This is a genomic window from Candidatus Eisenbacteria bacterium, from assembly GCA_016867495.1.
Lineage (GTDB): Bacteria > Eisenbacteria > RBG-16-71-46 > CAIMUX01 > VGJL01 > VGJL01.
Window position 1 is genome coordinate 1 of record VGJL01000054.1, and the last position, 15,062, is coordinate 15,062.

At 66.4% G+C, this 15,062-nt stretch carries 18 protein-coding genes; 13 read left to right on the forward strand and 5 right to left on the reverse strand.

Going from position 1 to position 15,062, the window contains the following annotated elements:
* The 3 genes from FJY88_06950 to FJY88_06960 form a co-directional block, all read right to left on the reverse strand.
* Positions 1 to 1,709: VCBS repeat-containing protein (locus tag FJY88_06950; protein ID MBM3287074.1), on the reverse strand; the 1,709-nt coding region annotated here is incomplete at its 3' end.
* A complete protein-coding gene (locus tag FJY88_06955; GenBank protein MBM3287075.1) occupies positions 1,706 to 2,335 on the reverse strand; it encodes an NUDIX domain-containing protein in 630 nt (209 codons plus the stop codon). The genes FJY88_06950 and FJY88_06955, both read right to left, overlap by 4 nt.
* A complete protein-coding gene (locus tag FJY88_06960; protein MBM3287076.1) occupies positions 2,332 to 3,267 on the reverse strand; it encodes a rhomboid family intramembrane serine protease in 936 nt (311 codons plus the stop codon). Before FJY88_06960 ends, FJY88_06955 begins: the two co-directional genes overlap by 4 nt.
* Here FJY88_06960 and FJY88_06965 point away from each other — a divergent pair.
* Positions 3,266 to 3,889, forward strand: a complete 624-nt coding sequence (locus FJY88_06965) for an ATP-binding protein (protein ID MBM3287077.1) — start codon at positions 3,266 to 3,268, stop codon at positions 3,887 to 3,889. The genes FJY88_06960 and FJY88_06965 overlap by 2 nt on opposite strands.
* Complete coding sequence (locus FJY88_06970; GenBank protein MBM3287078.1) at positions 3,867 to 4,268, forward strand: hypothetical protein; 402 nt, start codon at positions 3,867 to 3,869, stop codon at positions 4,266 to 4,268. The genes FJY88_06965 and FJY88_06970 overlap by 23 nt, the downstream gene beginning before the upstream one ends.
* Positions 4,269 to 4,316: 48 nt before the next feature.
* Here the strand turns inward: FJY88_06970 and FJY88_06975 are convergent, their stop codons facing one another.
* Positions 4,317 to 5,510, reverse strand: coding sequence for a threonine synthase (locus FJY88_06975; protein MBM3287079.1), 1,194 nt, complete (start codon positions 5,508 to 5,510; stop codon positions 4,317 to 4,319).
* Between the two features lie 162 nt (positions 5,511 to 5,672).
* Here FJY88_06975 and FJY88_06980 point away from each other — a divergent pair, with 162 nt between their 5' ends.
* The 11 genes from FJY88_06980 (at position 5,673) to FJY88_07030 (ending at position 13,399) form a co-directional block, all read left to right on the forward strand.
* Positions 5,673 to 6,020, forward strand: a complete 348-nt coding sequence (locus FJY88_06980) for a transcriptional regulator (GenBank protein ID MBM3287080.1) — start codon at positions 5,673 to 5,675, stop codon at positions 6,018 to 6,020.
* A gap of 75 nt (positions 6,021 to 6,095) precedes the next feature.
* On the forward strand, positions 6,096 to 7,427 hold the full coding sequence (gene deoC, locus FJY88_06985) for a deoxyribose-phosphate aldolase (GenBank protein MBM3287081.1): 1,332 nt from the start codon (positions 6,096 to 6,098) through the stop codon (positions 7,425 to 7,427).
* 22 nt (positions 7,428 to 7,449) lie between these two features.
* The gene (locus tag FJY88_06990) at positions 7,450 to 8,076 is read left to right on the forward strand and encodes a hypothetical protein (GenBank protein ID MBM3287082.1); all 627 of its coding nucleotides are present in this window, start codon (positions 7,450 to 7,452) and stop codon (positions 8,074 to 8,076) included.
* 51 nt (positions 8,077 to 8,127) lie between these two features.
* Positions 8,128 to 8,427: a BMC domain-containing protein gene (locus FJY88_06995; protein MBM3287083.1), complete on the forward strand. Its 300-nt coding sequence runs from the start codon at positions 8,128 to 8,130 to the stop codon at positions 8,425 to 8,427.
* Positions 8,428 to 8,433: 6 nt separating this feature from the next.
* Positions 8,434 to 8,748 (forward strand): ethanolamine utilization protein EutN, encoded by a 315-nt coding sequence (locus tag FJY88_07000; protein ID MBM3287084.1) that lies wholly within the window; start codon positions 8,434 to 8,436, stop codon positions 8,746 to 8,748.
* Complete coding sequence (locus tag FJY88_07005; protein MBM3287085.1) at positions 8,745 to 10,274, forward strand: aldehyde dehydrogenase EutE; 1,530 nt, start codon at positions 8,745 to 8,747, stop codon at positions 10,272 to 10,274. The genes FJY88_07000 and FJY88_07005 overlap by 4 nt, the downstream gene beginning before the upstream one ends.
* Before the next feature lies 1 nt (position 10,275).
* Positions 10,276 to 10,944, forward strand: a complete 669-nt coding sequence (locus FJY88_07010; GenBank protein ID MBM3287086.1) for a BMC domain-containing protein — start codon at positions 10,276 to 10,278, stop codon at positions 10,942 to 10,944.
* Between the two features lie 72 nt (positions 10,945 to 11,016).
* Positions 11,017 to 11,298, forward strand: coding sequence for an ethanolamine utilization protein EutN (locus tag FJY88_07015; protein MBM3287087.1), 282 nt, complete (start codon positions 11,017 to 11,019; stop codon positions 11,296 to 11,298).
* Positions 11,295 to 11,588 carry a hypothetical protein gene (locus FJY88_07020; protein MBM3287088.1) on the forward strand — a complete coding sequence of 98 codons (294 nt, stop codon included), beginning with the start codon at positions 11,295 to 11,297 and terminating at the stop codon, positions 11,586 to 11,588. Before FJY88_07015 ends, FJY88_07020 begins: the two co-directional genes overlap by 4 nt.
* A 99-nt stretch (positions 11,589 to 11,687) precedes the next feature.
* Positions 11,688 to 12,608, forward strand: a complete 921-nt coding sequence (locus FJY88_07025; protein ID MBM3287089.1) for an ATP-binding cassette domain-containing protein — start codon at positions 11,688 to 11,690, stop codon at positions 12,606 to 12,608.
* 2 nt (positions 12,609 to 12,610) lie between these two features.
* Entirely contained in the window at positions 12,611 to 13,399 is a 789-nt protein-coding gene (locus FJY88_07030; protein MBM3287090.1) for an ABC transporter permease, read from the forward strand.
* An 8-nt stretch (positions 13,400 to 13,407) separates the two neighbouring features.
* On the opposite strand, the gene FJY88_07035 is transcribed toward FJY88_07030, so the two are convergent.
* Positions 13,408 to 14,682 carry a hypothetical protein gene (locus FJY88_07035; GenBank protein MBM3287091.1) on the reverse strand — a complete coding sequence of 425 codons (1,275 nt, stop codon included), beginning with the start codon at positions 14,680 to 14,682 and terminating at the stop codon, positions 13,408 to 13,410.
* Positions 14,683 to 15,062: the final 380 nt, after the last annotated feature.

Here is a 15,062-nt window from a genome sequence, read left to right on the forward strand (position 1 = left end):
TCGACCGCTTCTTGCGGCCTACGGTCTGCCCCCCACTCGCAGATTCGCATCTTGGAGGCCGGGAACTGGATGACTTCCGTGCGGCCGTTCCCGTCGAAGTCGGAGAGCATCACCTCCGACGAGACGCGTGGCACGGCGGCCCCTTCGTCCCGCTCGAAGCGCCAGCCGGTCCAGAAGTAGGGGACGAAACGAATCCGAGAAGGTTCCGTCGCGCGCATGATGAGATCCAGGAATCCATCGCCATCGAGATCGGCCGTCGCGGCGACTTCGAGGCGCTCCGCGCGCGCGATCGGTTCCGGATCGCAGAACCAAGGGGGCTCGTCCCTTCCGCGGAGCAGCCAGTAGCTCCAGGTCCGGTCCCCGCATCTTCCTTTGAAGACGATGTCGTCGAGCCCGTCGTGATCGAAGTCGCCCCTGGTTTCGATCTCATCGGCCTGGTCGAGGTAGAGCTCGAAACGAGGAGGGGGCAGGGTCCGCGAGGGCAGGATGCAGTGGGCCGCTCCGTTCGAGAACATGAGATCGATCCCGCCCTCGGGGGCGCGCAGCAGGTTCTCGAGGGTGGCACTCCATGTGACCCACGGCTCTCCTACTTGGGAAGCGCCTCGCGGCCCGACTGTCCCGAGGAGCATCCGGTACTCGCCGGGTCCGTAGGTAGCCCAGGCGAACAGCAGGGAGTCGCCGAGATCGATGAAGTGCGTGTTTTCGGAGCAGCAGAGGAAGTTCTTGGGAGGCTGAAACGGGTAGTCGCGGGAGAAGAGGGAGTCGGTGCCCGGCGCCGCGGCGAGACGGCGAAGCGTGTGCCTTGGCTGAGGCATGTACCAGTCCCAGGTCATGCCCCAAGCCTCCGACCGATGGTCGCGCCGGACGACTTTGAGCGAGCCCGGGTCGTGATCGATCGCGATGGCCTGCGACGGGTTCCGCCATCCGGTCGAATCCTGCGTGACCGTCCAGAGTCGATACTCCGAGCCGCTCTCATAATGGCCCCAGAGGACGACCATGGGATTGGGTCCGTCATGCAGAATCAAGTGCCCTGACCCGCGTTCCAGGTCGTCGAGACGGATGATGCTCGCGTGAAGAGGTCGAAAGCCGGATCGATCATCGTATCTCAGGGAGAGAAGCTTGAGTAGGGACTCATCCTCGGCGATCGTCCAGTCGGTGAAGACCGCGGTCCCGCCGAAGCCGACGCTCAATTGCTCGGGCCACCAGATCCTGCCCCCGAGGTCGGTGCGCGGCCCGCGCACGAGCTTTCCCTCATCGCTCTGCAGGAAGGGAATCAGGAAGAGGCTCGGTATCCCTATCTCTCCGGCGAGGATCAAGATGTCGTCCCTCTCGTCCCCGTCGATCGTGCCCGCGGCGATCTCCCGGATTGTTCCTTCGACATGGAAGCTCTGCGCGTGGCGCCAGCCATCCACGGGACCGCGACGCAGGAGATGGACGACATCTCCCGTTTCCGGGCTCGATCCTTCCAGGACCTCCGCGCCCTCGAGGATCGCCGCTCCGGCGCAGACCAGATCGGTCACCCCGTCCCCGCCGATGTCGATCGGCGTGAAGTGGTCGACCTGCCCGAGGAGGAAGGGGGTGTCGAGACCCATCGATTCCAAGAAGCCCGAGTCCGCAACCCGCGGGCTGATCGCGCAGAGGGCGGCGGTGATCAGGAGGATGCGTGGCGGCAGGCCGCAGGCCGGGGACTTCTTGCTGCGGCGTGTCATGGCTCGCCGCTCCGCGGCCCGGCGGCGCGGCAGGGGTCGGCTTCCATCTCCGCCAGCCGGGCAAGGACGATCCCGTCGGTCGGGAAGGCTAGCGCGACGCCCGGATTCTCGGGGCGCGCCAGAATCAGCGCGTCGACATCGTCGCCCGGACGGAGCGCGCCGCCGACAGGGCGCGCCCGATACCAGAGGCCGACGCTCTGTCGATCCGGGTCGTGGAAGTTCGAATGGGCCGCGAAGAGGTCCTCCACCACGACAATGAGGCCTGTCTCCTCCGCGACCTCGCGGACGAGCGCTTCGCGGTGGTCCTCGTCGAACTCGACATACCCGCAAGGGAGGCAGAACTTCCCCTTGGGGCTCACCGATCGCCGGCCGAGGAGGAGCCTCGATCCGCGGGGATCGGGCGCCTGCCCCGTCGCCGCCCGGACGGCATCGATGCCGAGAAGCCCGACGATCTCGATCTCCGTCAGGATCGCGGCGACGCCCACGACGGGATTGCGGTACTGGATGTATCCGCAGGCGGGGCAGGTCGGACGCGGCCGCCCATCCCTCCGCTCGACCACGAGGGGGACCGCGCAGTAGGGGCAGTGCCGGAAGAGGCTCGCCTCGGTCGAGCGGGGGCGACTCATGGGGAGGCCTCGTCCGCGGCGGCCGGGATCGGTTCCGTGACATGGGCGAGCCGCTCGCCCGCGGGGAGGAAGACCCCGATCGCGCATCCCGCGAGGAATCCCCCCAGGTGATTGTAGAAGTCGACCCGCTCGCCGGCGATCGAGGGGAGAGTCGCGAGCGCCGCGATCGGCAGATAGACGCGGACGGTCTTCCAGCGCTGCAGCGCGTTGAAACGCCGGTAGTGTCTGATGAGGAAGAGAATGGCGAGGCCGTAGAGGCCGTAGATCGCGCCCGACGCGCCGACCGATAGATAAGGCTTGGGCCGCAATGCGAACGAAAGGGCAGCGGCGGCGAAGCCGGCCGTCAAGTAGGTCGCCAGCATCCTTCCCTTGCCGTAGAAGTACTCGACCACGCTTCCCGCCGCGAGAAGGGCGATCATGTTGAAGAAGAGATGGGAAGGCGACGCGTGCAGGAACATCGGGACGATGACGGCGAAGAGCCCCTCGCCGCTTCCGATGAAGTGGCGCAGGAATCGCGAGAGCCAGAGCAGGCGCATCGAGAACAGGTCCCGCCAGACCAGGAGCAGGACTGCGCTCGCCACGAGATTCAGGAGGATGAGCGTCTCCGTCATCGAGAGCCATCGCCGCGGGAAGATCGTCTCGCTCAGGCCTGGAGCGGAGCGCTTGGGGATGGCCGGCGCGGTCGGCAGGAAGAGGTGGTAGACCTCGAGCGAGTCGGCCAATCGCCAGATGCCGTCCGTCCAGACGGGAGACTGGATCCAAGCGCCGGGGGGGATTCTTCCCTGGCGGACCCAGTCCTCCCAGCGTTCGTCGGGGATGAGAAAGATCGAGTCGCCGATCTTGATCCGGGTCAATCGACCTCCCTCCGGAGTCGACCCAGGAGGCTCGACGTTGCCGCTTCGCTGCTCCCGTGGTAGGCTCGCGCCCGTCATGGTAACACAAGGTCCGCGCGAGGTGGGCGAGAGGGAGGCTCCGCCTCTGAAGGTCGCCTTCCTCGGATCTCACGGGGTCGGCAAGACGACCCTCTGCTTCGAGCTCGCCGCGGTACTGAAGCGCCGCGACTTCCGGGTCGACATGGTCAAGGAGGTGGCGCGCTCCTGCCCCCTCCCTCTGAACCGGGGAACCACGATCGACGCGCAGGCCTGGATCCTCCATACGCAGATCGCGCGGGAGATCGAGGCGGCCGTCCATCATGACGTGATCGTTTGCGACCGGTCGGTCCTCGACAACTACGCCTACCTGGTTTCCAAGTTCGGCAGGGTCTCGGTCTTCGACAGCCTGATCGCCACCTGGCTGCCGACCTACGGGCTTCTGGTGAAGGTGCCGATCGTCACGCCCCCGCGCTTCGACGGAATCCGGGACACGCAGGGCGACTACCAGCAGGAGATCGACAAGATGATCGAGGGGCTGATCAGGGATTTCCGGATCGACTGCGTGAGGCTTCCCGCCTGGTCTCGCGACTCCTGGATCGAGCAGGTGCTGGCGGCCCTGCCGCCGGCGACCGAGCAGCTCGGCCTCTTCGACGAAGGGAATCCGGCGGGCAGGCGCCCCTGACGGAACGATTCCCGTGCCGGCATTCCTCTACCTCGCGGCGGCCCTCCTCCTGAACGCGCTGGCGAATGTCCTGATCAAGTACTCGATGAGCCACGCGGTTGCGCCTCTGTTCCGGGTCCAGGGGACCTTTCTCGCGCCGATCGCCTCGTTCCTGAGCTGGTCCTACATCCTCGGGCTCGTCTGCTTCGCCTCGAACCTGATCTGCTACTCCCTCGCGCTGCGGAGCCTCAAGCTGAGCCTCGCCTATCCGCTGATGGTGAGCGTCGGCTATCTCGTCATCCTCGCGATCCAGTGGTCGCTCTTCGGTGAACGGCTGACCCTCCTGCAATACGCGGGCGTGGGCCTGATCCTGGCCGGCATCTGGTTCGTGGTGCGGTAGGGGCAGGGGACTGAGCCTGCGGCGCCGCGCGCGGGCCCTCCCGGGCGGCTACTTGTACATCCCCGCGGATGCCGTGTTGAGGACGAGGACCGAGTCGCTCGGCTTGAGGGCTCCCGCCTGGAGCAGGAGGGGTAGGGCCGCGAGCGCGGCGGCTCCCTCCGGGGCGAGGTCGATACCCTCCAAGCGGGCCGCGGCGCGGTAGGCGGGGAGCAACTCCCCCTCGGGCACGCGGATCGCTCCGCCGCCGCTCGCGCGGACGGCGGCCAGGATTTCCCGTCCCGCGAAGGGAGCGGGGATGCGCAGTCCCCAGCATCGCGTCCTGGCCTCTTGAGCGGGCGTGGCGTCATCGGCTCCCGCTTCGAAGGCGTCAACGATCGGCGAGCATCCCTCCATCTGCACCGCGAACATCCTGGGGCGCTTGGGCTCGGAGAGCCACTGGAGCTCGAGCATCTCCTCGAAGGCCTTCCAGATTCCGATCAAGCCGGTGCCGCCCCCCGTCGGATAGAGGATCGCATCCGGGGCCCTGCCCCAGAGCTGTTCGGCGATCTCATATCCCATGGTCTTCTTCCCTTCGACCCGGTACGGCTCTCGCAGAGTCGAGAGATCGAAGGCCTCCTGCCAGCTTCGGTCCGTCTCGAGATGGTCTCTCATCGCCGCGGCGGCCTCCCGGATCGACGCTCCGGCCAGGATCACCTCGGCGCCGTAGAAGCGGCAGTCTCGGACATAGGCGGGGGGCACCTCCTCGGGGAAGGCGACGAGGGCGCGCATGCCGTGCCTGGCGGCATAGACGGCAAGGGCGAGGCCCGCGTTGCCGGCCGAGGGGGCCATGACCGCCGTTGCGCCGAGCTCGGCCGCCCGCGCGATGGCCACCGCGATTCCTCGGGCCTTGAACGATCCGGTCGGGTTTCTCCCCTCGTCCTTGATCCAGAGGTTCTCGATGCGGTGCTCCCTCGCCAGGCGCGGCGCTCCGAGCATCGGCGTCATCCCCTCGCCGAGGCTCAGGCGGAGGCGGGCCGACCGCACCGGGAGCAGCTCCGCGAAGCGCCAGAGATCGGGCGCGCGGAGCGAGAACTCGAGCGGAAGTCCCCGGAGGTCGGACCTCTGCAGGTCGTAGCGGGCCAGAAGCGGCCCGCCGCACCTGGGGCAGACGCCCAGCAGGCGATCGGGGTCTTCGGTCTCGCGGCAGCGGGCGCACTCGAGGTGGGAGAGGGCTGATCCCGCGATGAACGGCTCGGGTCGCATCGGATAGATCGTAGCAGACGGGCTGGCCAGGCGCACGCCGGAGCCTGGATGGCCGGCTACTTCATCGAATGGAGTAATGTTTGTCTATGAGTTCAGAATCTGCTTGACAGAGCTGACAAAGTGGATAGAACTTCCGTTTGTGAAGCGCATGGGGTATCGAACATGAGCAGACTGGTCATCGACGCTCATCTGACCTCTCAGGCGAGGCTGGCGATCATTGCGAGCCTTGTGCCCGGGGAAGCCCTTACCTTCACCCAGCTCAAGGAGATGACGTCTCTGGCGGACGGGAACCTCCATGTCCAGGCAAGGAGGCTGGCGGATGCCGGGTACATCGAGATCGCAAAGGGGATGAGAGGGAACAGGTCCTTGACCCGCTTCAAGATAACCGAGCTTGGACTCGAGTCCCTGCGTCTCCTGGTCCGCCGGCTGCAGGCGATTCTGGCCACCGAGTCAGGCCGGATCGAACCCAGACGGAATCGGCCTCGCGAAGACTCCCAGGTATGGATGTGAATAGATGTCGGGTATCTATATGGGTGTTAATGGTTGCATCAATGCGCGCATCCAGGATTGACTGATTCAGGATCCATGAGAATCGCCATCGGCTCGGACCACGCCGGATTCAACCTGAAGGGCCAGCTCGTTCGGCATCTTCAGACTCTCGGTCACGAAGTCGTGGATGTGGGAACTTCATCCGATGAAGTGACCGACTATCCTCTCCATGCCCGGGCCGCGGCCACGGAAGTCGCGGGTGGCCGTTGCGACCGGGGAATCGTGATCGATGGCGCCGGAATCGGCTCGGCCATGGTTGCCAACAAGGTCCCGGGAATCCGAGCCGCTCTGGCCTACGACCTCTCGACCGCGAGAAACAGCCGCGAGCACAACGACGCCAATGTCCTCACTCTCGGGGCGGGACTGATCGGCCCGAAGCTCGCCGAGGAGATCGTGAGCCTCTGGCTCCAGGCCCGCTGCACCGAGGAGCGCCACCTGCGCCGCGTCGGCCAGATCGAGGGGCCGGTCGCCGCATCGGCGTCGCAGCCGAGCCAGCAGACTATCGCCGGCCCCGCGCAGATCAGCGAGGAGGATCTCTCGCGCATCCTCCACGAGGTCCAGCGGCTCGCCGAGGGGAGGCAGGGGCAGATGATGACGCCGCCATCGATTCGAAGCGGGCGGTCCGCCGCGTCCGTCGTCCGCCGCGGTTCGCCGCCGGTCGAGGCCGACCGCATGTGCGAAGGGATCGCCCGCTTCATCGACCACACGCTGCTGCGCCCGGAGGCGACCGAGGCCGAGATCCGCAAGCTCTGCGCACAGGCGCGCGAGTGGAGCTTCATCGCGGTCTGCGTCAATCCCCTCTGGACCCCGCTGGCCGCGCGGGAGCTTCGCGGAAGTCCGGTCAAGGTCTGTTCGGTCGTCGGCTTCCCGCTGGGAGCGAGCCCGGCGGAGGTCAAGGCGCTCGAGGCGCGCAGGGCGATCCGGGAGGGAGCGCGCGAAATCGACATGGTGATCCCCGTCGGCGCCCTCAAGGGAGGCGATGAGGTGGCTGTCCTCAGGGACATCCGGGCCGTCGTGGAGGCCTGCCGCGACGGGAGCGCCCTCTGCAAGGTGATCATCGAGACCGCTTTCCTGACCGATGAGGAGAAGCGCGCGGCCTGTCGGCAAGCGAGAAGGGCGGGGGCGGGGTTCGTGAAGACCTCGACGGGATTCGGGCCAGGCGGCGCGACCGTTGAGGACGTGGCCCTGATGGCCGCGGAGGTCGCCGGTTCGGGGATGGGGGTGAAGGCGGCGGGTGGAATCAGGACTCTCGCCGACGCCCGAAAGATGATCGAGGCCGGCGCGACGCGCATCGGCACCAGCCGCGGCGTCGAGATCGCAAGGGAAGCGCGCGAGGCGCCTGCGCACGCGTCATGGCGCGCGTCGTGAGGCCGGAACGCGGAGAGATGCGATGGTCGATCTGAGGGCCTACGTCTTCCTGGACTGCCTGCAGCCGCAGTATGCCTCGTTCCTCGCGACGGTCGCGCAGGGATTCCTGCCCACGCAGGGGCAGGCGAGCCTCTTCGTCGAGATCTCGCCGGGGATCGACATCAACCGGATCACGGACATCGCCCTCAAGTCGACCAAGGTCACTCCCGGGATGCAGATCGTCGAGCGCCTCTTCGGGATGCTCGAGATCCACTCGCCGAGCCAGGCCGACGTCCGCCAGGCGGGGGCCGCGATCCTGCGCGCTCTGGAGGTGGAGGAGGCGGATCGAATGAAGCCTCGCATTCTCTCGAGCCAGATCATCCGCGCCCTCGACGATCACCAGACGCAGCTGATCAACCGGATGCGGCACGGCAACATGATTCTCGCGGGGCAGAGCCTGTTCATCCTGGAGTGCGAGCCCGCGGCCTATGCGGCGCTCGCGGCCAATGAGGCCGAGAAGGCCGCCGAGATCAACATCCTGGAGGTGCGCGCATTCGGCAGTTTCGGTCGCGTCTACCTTGGAGGAGAGGAGAGGGACATCGATGTCGCGGCGCCCGCGGCGACACGCGCCCTGGAAGCGGTCACGGGCCGCGTGACGGCGGGCAAGTAACATGATCGGAATTCTCGTTCGAGGGTCTGTCGAAGAGGAGGTTCGCGGAGAATGGCAGAAGCATTGGGGATGATCGAGTGCCGGAGCTTTCCGGCGATGGTCGAGGCGGCCGACGCGATGGTCAAGGCCGCCAAGGTCGAGCTGGTGAGCTACGAGAAGACGGGGGGCGGGTACACGACGGCGATCGTTCGTGGGGACGTCGCAGCCGTGAAGGCCGCGTGCGACGCTGGCCAGACAGCCGCGGCGCGCGTGGGCGAAATCGTGGCGGTCCACATCATTCCGAGGCCTCACACGAACGTCGACCTCGTGATCCCGTTGGGCCGAGCGCCTGAAGCCGCCAAGGGGAAGTAAGCGCCCATGCACTTGGCGAGAGTGGTCGGGACGGTCGTCTCGACCCAGAAGGAGAAGACCCTCGAGGGCCTCAAGTTCCTTCTTCTCGAGCAAGTCGACCAGGATCGCAAGGCGACCGGGACAAGTGTCGTCGCAGCCGACGCCGTCGGCGCCGGAGTGGGCGAGCTTGTCCTCTACGCGAGCGGAAGCTCGGCGCGGATGACAAGCCTCACCGACAAGCGCCCCGTCGACGCGGTCATCATGGCGATCGTCGATAGCTGGGAGATCGCCGGCCGCGAGGTCTACAAGAAGGGCCGAGATGACGAGGGAAGCGACTCTTGAGCCGCCTGACCGATGAAGAGGTCTCCGAGGTAGCCGCTCGGATCGCGGAGCGGCTGGCGCTCGGGCCGACGCTCGGACCGAAGCTCGGGCCGAAGCTCGGGCCGACGCTCGGGACGAAGCTCGGGCCGGGGCCCGGGACGAAGCTCGGGCCGGGGCCCGAGGCCGGGCCGGAGCCTACGACCGGGCCCGAGTCCAGGGCTGGCCCCGGGCTCTTCGTCGATGTCGACTCCGCCGTCGATGCCGCGGGCCAGGCCTTCCGCTCCTTCCAGAAAGAGAGCCTCGCCCTGCGCGATCGCGTCGTCGCCGCGATGCGGGATTCGATGCTCGCCGTCCTCGAGGAGATCTCTCGCATGGCGGTCGAGGAGACCGGTCTCGGTCGCGTCGAGGACAAGATCGTCAAGAACCGGCTGGTGGCCGTGAAGACCCCCGGTACCGAGGCGCTTCTGCCCCATGCCGTCTCGGGCGACTGTGGCCTGATGCTCCTCGAGAGGGCGCCCTACGGCGTGATCGGCGCGATCACGCCCGTCACCAATCCGACCAGCACGATCATCTGCAACAGCATCGGAATGCTCGCGGCCGGCAACGCCGTGGTCTTCAACGCGCATCCGTCGGCCAAGGGAGTCTCCTGCCACGTCGTCCGGCTTCTCAACCGGGCGATCCGATCCGCCGGGGGGCCGGCCGATCTGATCTGCGCCGTCGCCGAGCCGACGATCGAGAGCGCCAAGGAGCTGATGCGGCACCCGGGTGTCAGGCTTCTCGTCGTCACAGGGGGCGCGGGCGTTGTGGTCGAAGCCATGCGCAGCGGCAAGCGGGCGATCTGCGCGGGCCCCGGGAACCCTCCCGTGGTCGTCGACGAGAGCGCGGACATCGAGAGTGCGGCCCGCGATGTCGTCCTGGGCGCCTCCTTCGACAACAACGTCATCTGCACCGATGAGAAGGAGGTCTTCGTCGTGGCTTCGGTGGCGGATGCCCTCCTGCAGGCGATGATCCGTAACGGAGCCTATCGCCTCAGGGCGGACGAGCTGCGCCGGGTGGAGCAGGTCATCTTCAAGGAGAATCGAGGTCAGGGCAGGCCTGGTGTGGTGAATACGGGGTTCGTCGGGAAGGACGCTGCCCGGATCCTCTCGGAGGCGGGCATCCGCGCCGACTCGCGGATTCGCCTCGCTGTCGCGGAGGTCCCTGCCGAGCATCCGCTCGTCTGGACGGAGCAGATGATGCCGGTCCTGCCTGTGGTCCGCGTCGAGAACGCCGATCGCGCGATCGATCTGGCCAGGCAGGCCGAGCAGGGATGCGGCCACTCGGCGGTCATGCACTCCAGGAATCTCGATCACCTGAGCAGGATGGCGAGGGAGATGAACACGACGATCTTCGTGAAGAACGGACCCTGCTATGCGGGACTCGGGGAAGGCGGGGAGGGCCACGCGAGCTTCACGATCGCCAGTCCGACCGGGGAGGGGATGACCGGCCCGCGTAGCTTCAGCCGCGAGCGCCGTTGCGTCCTCGTCGACCATTTCAGGATCGTGTGAGATGAGGGGCTCCGCTGAGATGAGGAATCCCACCGAGACGAAGGGCCCCACTGAGACGAAGCACCCCGCACTGGCTCTGATCGAGCTTGATAGCGTGGCCGCCGGAATCCGCGCCGCCGACACCATGGTCAAGCGCGCGCCGATCTCGTTGCTCAAGGTCGGGACCGTACATCCGGGCCGCTACCTGGTCATGGTGGGCGGCTCGGTCGCGTCGGTGGGGGAAGCCTGGAAGGCGGGGCTGGAGGAGGGGCGGGGTTTCCTCATCGACGACGTCTTCCTCCCGGATGTCCATGAGCAGGTCCTCGAAGGGGCGCTGGGGCGGACGGCGCAGATCGAGGAGGAAGCGCTCGGGGTCCTTGAGACGCACGGGGTGGCCGCGCTGCTTCGGGCCGCGGACGCGGGCGTGAAGGGGGCCGCTGTCCGGATCGCGGAAATGCGGCTTGCCGATGGCCTGGGCGGCAGGGCGTTCGTCCTCTTCGACGGGCCGCTCCCCGAAGTGGAGGCGGCGCTCGAGATCGGCGCCTCGTCGATCCCCGAGGAGAGGGTGCTTCACCGGAGCATTCTGCCGAGGCTCGATGACAATCTCCGCCGCCTGCTCGGGACCTCGACGCGCTTCTCGGCCTGCGAGGCGGGCGAGCCCGAGGGGGCCGAGCAGCCGCCGAGCGACTAGGCGATCAAACGGGCGAGTTCGGGCAGGCCCGCTCATGTCAGCAACGGTCGGAGCCATCGAGAGGAAGCGGTTGTGCACCTTGGAAGAGTGATCGGGACTCTGGTCCCCGCGGTAGTCTACGAAGGCCTCGAGGGCGTGCCGCTCTTGTGGGTGCAGCCGCTCGACAAGGGCGAGCGGCCGAGTGGGCGGCCGTTTGTATGCGCCGATTGCACCCGGATGGCCGGCCCGACGGAGCTGGTCTACTGGGAAGCCGCCCGCGAGGCGGCGTTGACGCTCGATCCCTGGTTCGTGCCGGTGGATCACGCGGTGATCGGGATCGTCGACGGCATCCAGCTCGACGAGGCGCGGCCATGATCCTGGCCCGAGTCGTCGGCCGTCTCTATTCGACGATCCACCATCCATCCATGGCCAACAAGAAGATCCTCATCCTCGATCGGCTGAAGGCTGACGGCGAGCCTGCCGGAAGCTCGATCATCGCGCTCGACGCCGTCGGCGCCGGGGCGGGAGAGACAGTGCTCGTCCTGGACGAGGGGAACGGATCGAGACAGATCCTCGGCGATTCGCTCGCCCCCGTCCGCTCGATGGTCGTCGGAATCGTCGATCAAGTCGTCTGCGGACGCGAGGACTGGCCGTCCGCGCCGTAGGATACCGCCGAGAGACTCGGCCGCGCCTGCAACCGATTCGCGGCACAAACGAACGTCCCCTTGCCGACCCCTTCCGTGGGGCGGTAGTCTGACTCCTCCATGTCTTCCCGTCGCCGAGCGATCGAGGCCCGCGGCCTCACGAAGCGATACGGGGCCTTCACGGCCGTCGACGCGATCGACTTCGATCTCCTCCACGGGGAATGCGTCGGATTCCTGGGGCCGAACGGCGCGGGGAAGACCACGACCGTGCGCATGGTCTCCTGCTTCACGCCGATCACCTCCGGATTCGTGAAGGTCTTCGATCTGGACGTCGCCGACTTCCCCCGCGCCGTGAAGAAGGAGATCGGGATGTGCCCGCAGGAGGACAACCTCGATCCCGACTTCTCCGTCGGGAAGAACCTCCTCACCTACGCGCGCTACTTCGGCATCCCCGGGGGCGTCGCGCGCGAGCGGGCGGGCGATCTCTTGCGGATGATGCAGCTCGAGGAGCGGGCGAAGGCGAAGATCCAGGAACTGTCGGGAGGCATGAAGCGCCGCCTCATCCTCGCCCGCGCCTTGCTGAATCAGCCGCGCCTTCTCTTGCTGGACGAGCCGACGACCGGCCTGGATCCCCAGGCGCGCCACGCGATCTGGCAGAGGATCCGGACACTCAAGACCGAGGGGACGACGATCCTCTTGACGACGCATTACATGGAGGAGGCCACCCAGCTCTGCGACCGCGTGATCCTGATGGATCAGGGGAAGATCCTTCGCGAGGGCCGGCCGCCAGAGCTGATCGAGCGGGAGGTCGGCAAGCATGTGATCGAGGTCTGGAGCCGGATCGAGGAGGTGGCCGCCTTCGTCGCGGAGCGCGGATGGGCCCACGAGGTCGTCGATGCGCGAGTCTACGTGTATCTTCGCGACGGCGATGACGGCGCGAGGCAGCTCGAGGATCGCTTCCCGGGGATCGAGCATCTCCTGCGGCAGGCGACCCTGGAGGATGTCTTCCTGCGGCTCGCGGGGCGGGGCCTGAGGGGCTAGCGATGCGAGGGACGCTGCGGAACGTCTCCTTCAGGAGCTTCCGGGTCTGGCGGCGGGACCTGGACGTCTATCTCACGACATGGAAGACCAACTTCCTTCCGCCCCTGCTCGAGCCGGTCTTCTATGTGCTGGCCTTCGGCCTCGGCCTCGGCTCGCTGATCGGCGATCTTGAGTACCAGGGCCAGCGGGTCAGCTATCTCAACTTCATGGCGCCGGGCGTCGTCGCGGTCGCGATCATGTTCTGGTCCTTCTTCGAGAACACGTACGCCTCATTCGTGAGGATGTACTACCAGAAAACCTTCGACGCGATCATCGCGACCCCGCTCCTGGTCGAGGACGTGATCGTGGGGGAGATTCTCTGGGGCACGACGAAGAGCATCCTCGCGTCGGTGATCATGCTGGGAGTCCTCACCGGTTTCGGCCTCGTCCACTATCCGACCGGGCTTTGGGTGGTTCCGCTCGCCGTCCTCGGAGGATTGACCTTCGCCTGCCTCGGTCTGATCGCGACGGCCCTGGTCCCGAACATCGACTCCTTCAACTTCCCGATCTTCCTCTTGATCTTCCCGATGTTCATGTTCAGCGGGACGTTCTTCCCGATCGACATCCTTCCGGGATGGGCGCGTCTCGTGGCGTGGGTTCTGCCGCTGACGCACGTCTCGTTCCTCGTGCGCGGGTCCTTTCTCGGCTGGTATCGGGAGGGATGGGAGTGGAGCCTCGCCTACCTCGTCGTCATCGCGGGCATCTGCTTCGTGGCCGCGCTGTTCTTGATGAAGAGGAGGCTCGTGAAGTGAGGTTCAGGCTATCTGTTCAAGCTCTTGATCCGCCCCCAGCTCGTCCGCTCGACAGGCACCGGTCCGCAGGGATTCGGAATGCAACTCGTAATCGGAAAGAGCCAGATGCCATCGATTCGATGACACTCGCCCATCTGCGCGTTCGCGCACGATCCGTCCGGCAGGCAGCAGGCTCCCGTGTTGCCGCACGGGAGCGGGTAGCAGGAGGCGTTCCGTTCCCACACGCCGGAGAAGAACGCGCACTCGTCCTCGGTCAGGATTCGGCAGGTGCCCCCGAAGCAGCATGCCCCCACCAATCCTGAGGTCTCGCTGAGCCCGCAGACTTCGAAGACGTAGTCGCTCTCGGGAACGCCTTGGAAGACACTTGGTCCCACCCACAGCCACACATCCTGGGCCGCAGGGGCGACCCACTCGATCGTGAGGGGTTCGCAAGGAGAGGCCTGCCCGTAGACGTAGTTGAGGTGGCCGCAGTCCGTTCCATAGATGATATAGCACATCAGCGGGAACTCCGCCCTGCATGTCAACGTCACCACTCCGCCGGCGGCCTGTGCCCTGTACCAGTCCGTGTCACGCATCTCCCACACCTCGTACCGGTACGTGCAGGATCGCCCGCAGACGGTGGCGCAGCCGCCCGGCTGTCCCGGGATCGGCAACCAGTCCCGTAGGTAGCCCTCATCCCCGGAGCAGCCGGGATTGTAAACGTCCCTTTGATCATCTGCGCAGGGTGGCTCCCCTTCGACGAGCGCGCCGGAGGGACAGGGTAAGTCGCACAACTCCAAACGCTCCACCGTGATGGAGTACTCGCCACAGTCTCCACCGTAGCCGTCCACGATGATGTAGTAGCTGTGCCCAGCCTGAAGGCCCGCAAACCAGATACGGGATTGCTGCCTGCCCGCACCACATCCGTCATCGTTGCAGACGATCTCGTTTCCGGCGGAGTCCTCCCAAACATAGACCGCGGTGTCGTAGGAGGACGCGCAGAGATCGATTTCCACAACTTCGTCCACTGCTGGATTGTAGCGATAGACGACGTCCGGCGACGTCGACGTCACATACAGACAGTTCCCATCCGAATCGTTGGCATAGCCGCACGTGTTTCCGGAGTCCGCATAGGGAAGCGACGGAATCAAGACCGCATCCGCGATCGTATCTCCGCCGACGCGCCCGCCTCCTCGGTACTCATGCCCGGGCGGCTTTGGGGCGGGCGTTTGGCCGAGGTCGGCAGCGACTACGGAGCCGGCGATCGCAAGAAGGAAAACCGTGGAGACGAGAGTCGATCTCATCGCGCACTCCCCTTTCGTGCGACACCCACTATACCAGGTTCGGCGTCGCGGCGGAACTAGCCAAGCACGACAGCTAGGACGGACCGCTCGGGCAAGCGTGGCGCCCGCCATCGCCGAGCGGGCGTTCATTCTCGGGTGTCGCACTCCAGGCCAATCTGGTATCATGTCCGACGGGCGATTCACAGGACCTCCGATCCAGACGCGGTCCCGGAATCCGGATTCTCCGATTGCGCTGGGGGTGAGGCGCCTTGGAGGTCGAAATGAGAATCAGGGTCATTCATCTCGCGATTGCTCTTCTCTTTCTGCCGCTGCCGTCTCGGGCGAACTACCTCGGCGATATTCGGATCGACCGAGGCAATCAGGCCTGGCTGGGCCACAAT